The organism is Streptomyces sp. NPDC058576, from assembly GCF_042718715.1.
GTDB lineage: Bacteria > Actinomycetota > Actinomycetes > Streptomycetales > Streptomycetaceae > Streptomyces.
Genome location: NZ_JBHXPF010000003.1, coordinates 289,281 through 296,687 on the forward strand (window position 1 = coordinate 289,281; position 7,407 = coordinate 296,687).

The 7,407-nt window shown below is 71.6% G+C and carries 5 protein-coding genes; 4 read left to right on the forward strand and 1 reads right to left on the reverse strand.

Annotated elements, in window-relative coordinates; translation table 11 throughout:
• Positions 1 to 116: 116 nt before the first annotated feature.
• The 3 genes from ACFWRV_RS04260 to ACFWRV_RS04270 all read left to right on the forward strand — a co-directional run bounded on the left by ACFWRV_RS04260 (position 117) and on the right by ACFWRV_RS04270 (position 4,847).
• Positions 117 to 1,025: an oxygenase MpaB family protein gene (locus tag ACFWRV_RS04260; protein WP_384327938.1), complete on the forward strand. Its 909-nt coding sequence runs from the start codon at positions 117 to 119 to the stop codon at positions 1,023 to 1,025.
• Between the two features lie 596 nt (positions 1,026 to 1,621).
• Positions 1,622 to 3,007: a M14 family metallocarboxypeptidase gene (locus tag ACFWRV_RS04265; protein ID WP_384327941.1), complete on the forward strand. Its 1,386-nt coding sequence runs from the start codon at positions 1,622 to 1,624 to the stop codon at positions 3,005 to 3,007.
• Between the two features lie 73 nt (positions 3,008 to 3,080).
• The gene (locus ACFWRV_RS04270; RefSeq protein ID WP_384327944.1) at positions 3,081 to 4,847 is read left to right on the forward strand and encodes a BCCT family transporter; all 1,767 of its coding nucleotides are present in this window, start codon (positions 3,081 to 3,083) and stop codon (positions 4,845 to 4,847) included.
• A 106-nt stretch (positions 4,848 to 4,953) separates the two neighbouring features.
• On the opposite strand, the gene ACFWRV_RS04275 is transcribed toward ACFWRV_RS04270, so the two are convergent.
• Entirely contained in the window at positions 4,954 to 5,877 is a 924-nt protein-coding gene (locus ACFWRV_RS04275; RefSeq protein WP_384327947.1) for an FAD-dependent oxidoreductase, read from the reverse strand.
• A 275-nt stretch (positions 5,878 to 6,152) separates the two neighbouring features.
• Between ACFWRV_RS04275 and ACFWRV_RS04280 the strand changes: the two genes are divergently transcribed.
• On the forward strand, positions 6,153 to 7,349 hold the full coding sequence (locus tag ACFWRV_RS04280; RefSeq protein WP_384327951.1) for a glycoside hydrolase family 64 protein: 1,197 nt from the start codon (positions 6,153 to 6,155) through the stop codon (positions 7,347 to 7,349).
• The last annotated feature ends 58 nt before the right edge of the window (positions 7,350 to 7,407 follow it).

The following is a 7,407-nucleotide window of genomic DNA, read 5'->3' on the forward strand; positions in this document are numbered from 1 at the left end:
CCGGAGCACCGACGGCCCCGGACCCCGCCACCACGGTCCGCCCGCACGCGAGGGATCATGGAGAGGAAGGGGACGGGCAGCGCACGGCAGGCCCGCCGGGACCGCGGGAGCACCGGATGAGCAGCGCGAAGGACGCGAAGGACCCCGAGCCGCCTCCGCCCGGCAGTGTGCGAGACCCCCAGCCGCCTCCGCCCGGCGGGGTGCTCTGGAGCCTGTCCGGCGACATCCGTGCCTTGCTGATGCTGCCCGCCGCCCTCACTCTCCAGGTCGCCCACCCGGCCGTCGGCGCCGGAGTCGACGAGCACTCCGTCTTCCGCACGGACCCGTGGGGGCGCGGTGAACGCTCGCTGCGCTCGCTCCAGCTCTGGGTCTACGGCGGCGCGGAGGCGGCGGCGGAGGGCCGCAGGCTGCGCGTGCTGCACCGGACCATCCAGGGCACCGACACCCGGGGCCGCCGCTACCACGCGCTGACGCCCGCCAACTACGCCTGGGTGCACGCCACCGGCTTCCCCGTCTACCAGCACGCGGCCCGCTATCTGGTCCGGCCGATGACCCCCGCCCAGGAGCGCGCCCTGTACGCGGAGTGGCTCCAGGTCGGCCGGATCCTGGGCATCCACGACCGGGACATGCCCCAGAGCATCGAGGAGTTCTGGCCGTACTGGGAAAAGATGCTCGCCGGGGAGATCGAGGCGACCACCGTGGTGCGCGAGCTGGTCGACATCGATCAGCCCGTACCGCCGCCGGACCGGGGCCCGTGGCCGCTGCGGACGGTCCTGCGGGTGCTGTGGCCGGCGCTGCTCCCGCCGCTCGCCCGCTTCCGGCGGTTCGTCACCATCGGACTCATGCCGCCCGCCGCCCGCGACGCGATCGGACTGCCGTGGACCGCGGACCAGGAGAAACGGCTGCGGCGGATGTGCGCGGTGCTGCGGGTCGTCGTCCCCGCCCTGCCGGAGCGGCTGCGCTACCTGCCCAGGGCGCGGGCCGCCCGTGGGGCGTTTGCCGCCGAGACGCGTCGGAACGGCTGAGCGCTCACCGTTCCGACACACCTGGAGGGCGTGCCCGTCAGCGGTGGTCGGCGCCATCGTGGGCCCCGTTGTTCCCGTGGTCCCCGTGGGCCCGTGGTCCCCGGGGGCCCCGTTGTTCCCGTGGTTCTCCTGGGTTCCGTGATCCTGCACGGTGTTCGTCGCCGCGATCTTCTTCCAGGACGTCGGCCGCTCGACCCGCGCCGCCGAGCGCGCCGACAGGGCCGCCCCGGTGAGACCCGCGTCCGCCGCGGCCGGGAGCGCCGGGCGGTACAGCCGGTACAGCCAGGGGTCGAACAGCGCGGCGGGCGGCTTGCCCGAGACCCGTTCCGCGTACCGGACGAAGTCGCCGACGTTCGCGTTTCCGCGGCGACCGGTCGTCACGAGGCCAGGCAACCGCCCGGGCGCGAAGGGGCATTCCGGGTGCTTCTGTTACACGATCGGCGTTCCGTCGCCACGGGCGGCCGTACGCGCGAACGTACGGGCGGCGGTGATCGCCCCCTGTCGCACGGGAGTTGACCGGGGTAACGTCCGCACATCGCCGACAGGCCGACGGGCGTCACGCCGCCCGCCCCCACACGTTCCGGAGGCAGCAGCCGATGACCCGTCACGTCGCCCGCTCGCTTCGCATGCTCAGCCCGCACCCGTGGCTCGCACCGGTCGCGGTCCCCGCCCGGCCGGGGCCCGTGCCCCCGCGCCGCGGTGCGGGGGCGATGCGCCGGACGGCCGTGGCGGCGACGCTCGCCGCGCTGGCGCTCCCGTTCGCCATCGCGCCCGCCGAGGCCGCGCCCCGCCCGCCGCGGACCGGGTTCGAGACGAGCGAGGGAGCCCGCTGGACCGGGGAGGCGGAGGAGCGGGACTTCCTCGCCGAGGTGGACCGGGGGAGCGACCGGGTCTCCGTGGACCGCGTCGGCACCACCGGTGAGGGCCGCCCCCTGAGGCTCGTACGCGTCGGTCGGGAGCGCCCCGGCGCCACCACGGTCCTGCTGATCTGCAGCCAGCACGGGGACGAACCCGCCGGACGCGAGGCCTGCCTGACCACGATCCGCGACCTGGCGTTCGCCGAGGACCGTGCCACCCGCGCGTTCCTGGCCCGTACGACCCTGCTGGTGCTGCCCACCGCCAACCCCGACGGACGCGCCGCCGACACCCGCGGCAACGCCGACGGGATCGACGTCAACCGCGACCACATCGCCCTGGAGACCGCCGAGGCGCGGGCCGTCGCCGCCGTCGTGCGCGACGAACGACCGGAGGTGATCTACGACTTGCACGAGTACGGCGCGACCCCGCCGTATTACGACAAGGACCTGTTCGCCCTGTGGCCTCGCAACCTCAACGTCCACGACGGCGTCCACGACGCCTCGCGCACCCTCTCCGAGCGCTATGTCCGCCCCGCCGCGACGGCGGGCGGCTACAGCAGCGGGCACTACGGCATCTGGACCGACCCGGCCACCCGGGAGCCGATCAAGCAGGTCGCCGGCGACGGCCAGGAGCGCATCCTGCGCAACACCTCCGGTCTCAAGCACGCCGTCGGCCTGCTCATCGAGTCGCGGGTCGACGCGCTGAGCGACGCGGAGAAGGCGGATCCGGCACTCAACCACCGGCGCCGGGTCGACTCCCAGAAGATCTCGCTCGGCGGTCTCTTCGACTTCACCGAGGAAGAGCATGCCCGGCTCCGCGGCGCCACCGCCCTCTCCCGTCTGACCGGCCTCGCCGACCGGGGACCCGTGTACCTCGGCGGCGCCGACAACGACCCGGCCGAGCCGTCCGAGGTCCTGGCCGACCCGCCGTGCGGCTACCGCCTGGACGCGGCCCAGTACGCGGAGGTGAAGGACGAGCTGGCCCTGCACGGGGTCCGGTCCCGGCTGGACGAAGATGGCGTATTTGTGCCCCTACGTCAGTCTGCTCGCAAGCTGATTCCGCTCCTCCTCGATCAACGGGCGACATATCGAATCGCAAACGGTCAAGCCGATAGAGCTTGTTGATCCTTCGAGATCCTGGGCAGGTGTGGTAAGGCCTACAAGGAGCGATTTTCAGACTCGATGAAAGGTGCCATTTGTGTCCCAGGACGACCAGACGACTGACGGGCGGGAAGGGCTGGCGGTCACGGCCGACCTTCCCCCCGAACCGGTCAGCAGCAGGACTCCGACCACCGACCGGGTGGTCTTCGGTGTCACGGCGGTCCTCACCCTCGCCTTCGTCGTCTGGGGTGCGACCGCCACCGGCTCCCTGGAGTCCGTCTCCAGCAAGCTGCTCACCGGGCTGATCCACAACGGCGGCTGGGCCTTCATGCTGGCCGCGTCGGCCTTCGTCATCTTCGCCCTGTGGCTGGCCATCAGCCGGTACGGCAAGATCTGCCTCGGCCAGGAGGGGGAGCAGCCGGAGTTCCGGACCATCTCCTGGATCGCGATGATGTTCAGCGCAGGCATGGGCATCGGGCTGATGTTCTGGGGCGTGAGCGAGCCCCTCGCCCACTTCCGGAACCCGCCGCCGGGCACCGACCCCGCCGACGCGGCCGAGGCCATGCAGACGGCGATGGCGACCACGCTCTTCCACTGGACGCTGCATCCCTGGGCCATCTACGCGGTGGTCGGGCTCGCCATCGCCTACAGCGCCTACCGGATGCGCAGGCGGCAGACGATCAGCGCGGTCTTCGAGCCGCTGATCGGCAAGCGCCACGCGTACGGCGGCGTCGGCCGCGTCATCGACATCCTGGCCATCTTCGCCACGCTGTTCGGCTCGGCGGCCTCGCTGGGCCTCGGCGCGCTCCAGATCGGCAGTGGCATCCAGGAACTGGACTGGCTGGAGAAGGCCGGCACGGGGCTCCTCGTCACCGTCATCGCGGTGCTGACCGTCGCCTTCGTCGCCTCCGCCGTATCCGGCGTCGAGAAGGGCATCCAGTGGCTGTCCAACATCAATATGGTGCTGGCCCTGCTTCTCATCGTGTTCGTCTTCATCGCCGGTCCCACGATCTTCGTGCTCGACCTGGTGCCCACCTCCCTCGGCGCGTACATCAGCGACCTCGGGCAGCTCGTCGGCCGCACCGAGGCGACCGGCGGCGGTGAGGTGGCCGACTGGCTCGGCAGCTGGACGGTCTTCTACTGGGCCTGGTGGATCTCCTGGACGCCCTTCGTCGGCATGTTCATCGCCAGGATCAGCCGCGGCCGGACGATCCGTCAGTTCGTCGGCGGCGTCATCCTGGTGCCCAGCACCGTCAGCCTGATCTGGTTCGCCGTCTTCGGCGGTTCGGCCATGAAGCTGGACGAGGCCGGGAAGCTGACCGGCGCCGAGACCCCGGAGGCGCAGCTGTTCGGCGTCCTCCAGGAGTTCCCGATCGCCACGGTGACGAGCCTTCTGGTGATGATCCTGGTCGGTATCTTCTTCGTCTCCGGCGCGGACGCCGCCTCGATCGTCATGGGCACCCTCTCGCAGAAGGGCGTCCTCGAACCGAGCAAGTGGGTCGTCATCTTCTGGGGCGTCGTGACCGGGGCCGTGGCCGCGATCATGCTGCTCATCGGCGACGGCGAGGAGAACGCGCTCCAAGGACTGCAGAACCTCACCATCCTGGTGGCCGCCCCCTTCGCCGTCGTGATGATCGGCATGTGCGTGGCCCTGATGCGGGACCTGCGCAGGGACCCGCAGATCGTCCGGCAGGAGTTCGGCGTGGAGGCGGTCGAGTCCGCGGTGATCGAGGGGCACGCCAAGTACGACGGCGACTTCGAGATCCGCATCGGCCCCGGGACCACGCCGGTCACGGACGAGCGCCACAAGCACGAGTCCGGCGGATCGGGTTCGACGGCCACGGAGAAGCGCCCCACCGACTGACCGCATAAGCGCACCACCGCACCACCGCACAACCGATTCGGAGCCCGCGACCGCCTGCCGGTCGCGGGCTCCGATGGTGCGCGGGACACGAAGACCGGACCCCGGCTCAGCGCACCAGCGCCGCCGCCGCCCGCGCGCAGCCCCAGGCCACCGTCACGCCCGCGCCGCCGTGCCCGTAGTTGTGCACCAGCAGACCGCCGCCCGGCAGCGCCTCCGCCTCGATCCGCACCCCCGCCTCCCGCGCCGGCCGCAACCCCACCCGGTGCCCGAGCACCCGGGCGCCGGCGATCTCCGGCCGGATCCGCGCGCACCGCGCCACGATCTCCCGCGCCGTGTCCGGGTCGGGCTCGGTGCGCGGATCGTCCGCCTCGGCCGTACCTCCCAGCACCAGCCGGCCCGGCTGCGGGAAGAAGTAGGTCGTCGCGGTCGACGCCGGATCCGCCTCGGTGTACCACTCCTCGATCCCCGGGTTCTCCACCGCGACCAGCTGCCCCCGCACCGGCCGCACCCCGGCGTCGGGCACCAGCTCGCGCGACCCGAGCCCGGTGCAGTTCACCACCACCGGGCTCCGCTCCGCCGCCTCCGCGAACCCCGTCACGGCCCGCCGCTCCACCGCACCGCCCGCCGCCAGGAGCCGCCGCTCCAGCCACGCCAGGTGGACGGGCATGTCCAGCAGCGGCAGCGTCACCCGCAGTCCTTCCGGCACCTCAGCGGCGTCCTTCAGCTCCGCCGCCCACGCGCCCAGCGCCGCGAACCGCTCCCCGCCGTGCAGCCCCCCGACCCGCCGTACGCCGGTCTCCTCCGATGCGCCCGCCAGCTCCTCGTACACCGCCAGTGTCTCCAGCGACCAGTCACCCACCCGTTCCGCCGGCTCGATCCGGTACGGCCACCACAGGGCGCCCGCCACGGCCGACGTCGTCGCCCCGGCCGGATCGCGCGACCAGACCCGTACCCGCAGCCCGCGCTCCGCCAGCGTCACGGCGGTGGTGAGCCCGACGACCCCGCCGCCCACCACGATCACATCCGCCACCACGGCACTCCTGTTCCCTCGGTACGCGCCCGTCGCTGCCCGGACGCTAACCGAAACCGGAATCCCGGGGCCAGAGGAACCGGAATCCCGGGGCACGGCGCACGAGGCCGTCGCCCCGGCAGGGCGCGGGAGCGAACCATCCCCCGCGCGGTTTCGACAAGTTGAGACAGGCTCGTTGACAGCGGTCACCTCCGGCAGGATTCTGAGAGCGCTCTCAGAGTCCAGGTGATGTGCCCCCGTTCCATCCACGCATCCGCCCGATGAGGAGAACGAGCATGCCTGCTTTACGGAGAAGTCTCGGCGCGCTGACCGCCGCCCTGGCCCTTGCCCTGGGGCTGACCACCGGCCTCGGCCAGACGCCCGCCGAGGCGGCGGTGCCCGCCACCATCCCGCTGACCATCAAGAACGACTCGGGACGCGCCGACCAGATCTACGTCTACAACCTCGGAACAGAGCTCTCCACCGGCCGCCAGGGCTGGGCGGACGCGAACGGCACCTTCCACCCCTGGCCGGCCGGGGGCAACCCGCCCACCCCGGCCCCGGACGCCTCGATCGCCGGGCCGCGGAACGGGCAGTCGGTGACGATCCGGATGCCGAAGTTCTCCGGCCGCGTCTACTTCTCGTACGGTCAGAAGCTCGTCTTCAAGGTCACCACCGGCGGTCTCGTCCAGCCCGCGGTGCAGAACCCGAGCGACCCGAACAGGAACATCCTGTTCAACTGGACCGAGTACACGCTCAACGACGCGGGCCTGTGGATCAACAGCACCCAGGTCGACATGTTCTCCGCCCCCTACTCCGTCGGCGTCAAGGCGCCCGGAGGGGCCGTGAAGAGCACCGGCAAGCTCAAGTCGGGCGGCTACAACGCGGTGTTCAACAACCTCAGGAACCAGTCCGGCGGCTGGTCCGGCCTCATCCAGACCCGGTCCGACGGAACGGTGCTGCGCGCCCTGTCCCCGGGGCACGGCGTCGGGAGCGGCGCCCTGCCGTCCGGGATCATGAACGACTACATCAACCGGGTCTGGAGCCGCTACAGCAGCTCCGTGCTGACGGTGACCCCGTTCGCGCACGAGCCGAACACCAAGTACTACGGCCGGGTCTCCGGCAACGTCATGAACTTCACCAACGGCTCGGGCGCCGTCGTGACCTCGTTCCAGAAGCCGGACTCGGACAGCGTCTTCGGCTGCTACAAGCACCTGGACGCGCCCAACGACCAGGTGCGCGGCCCGATCTCCCGCACCCTGTGCGCGGGTTTCAACCGCTCCACCCTGCTGACCAGCGCGAACCAGCCCGACAACAACGCGGCGAACTTCTACAAGGACTCCGTGACCAACCACTACTCCCGCCTCATCCACGCGCAGATGGTGGACGGCAAGGCGTACGGCTTCGCCTTCGACGACGTGGGCGCCCACGAGTCGCTCGTCCACGACGGCAACCCGCAGGAGGCGCTGATCACACTCGACCGCTTCAGCTGACCGGCCCCGCTGTCCGGCCCGGTGGGACGCGCTCCGCGGCGTCCCACCAGTCTAATAT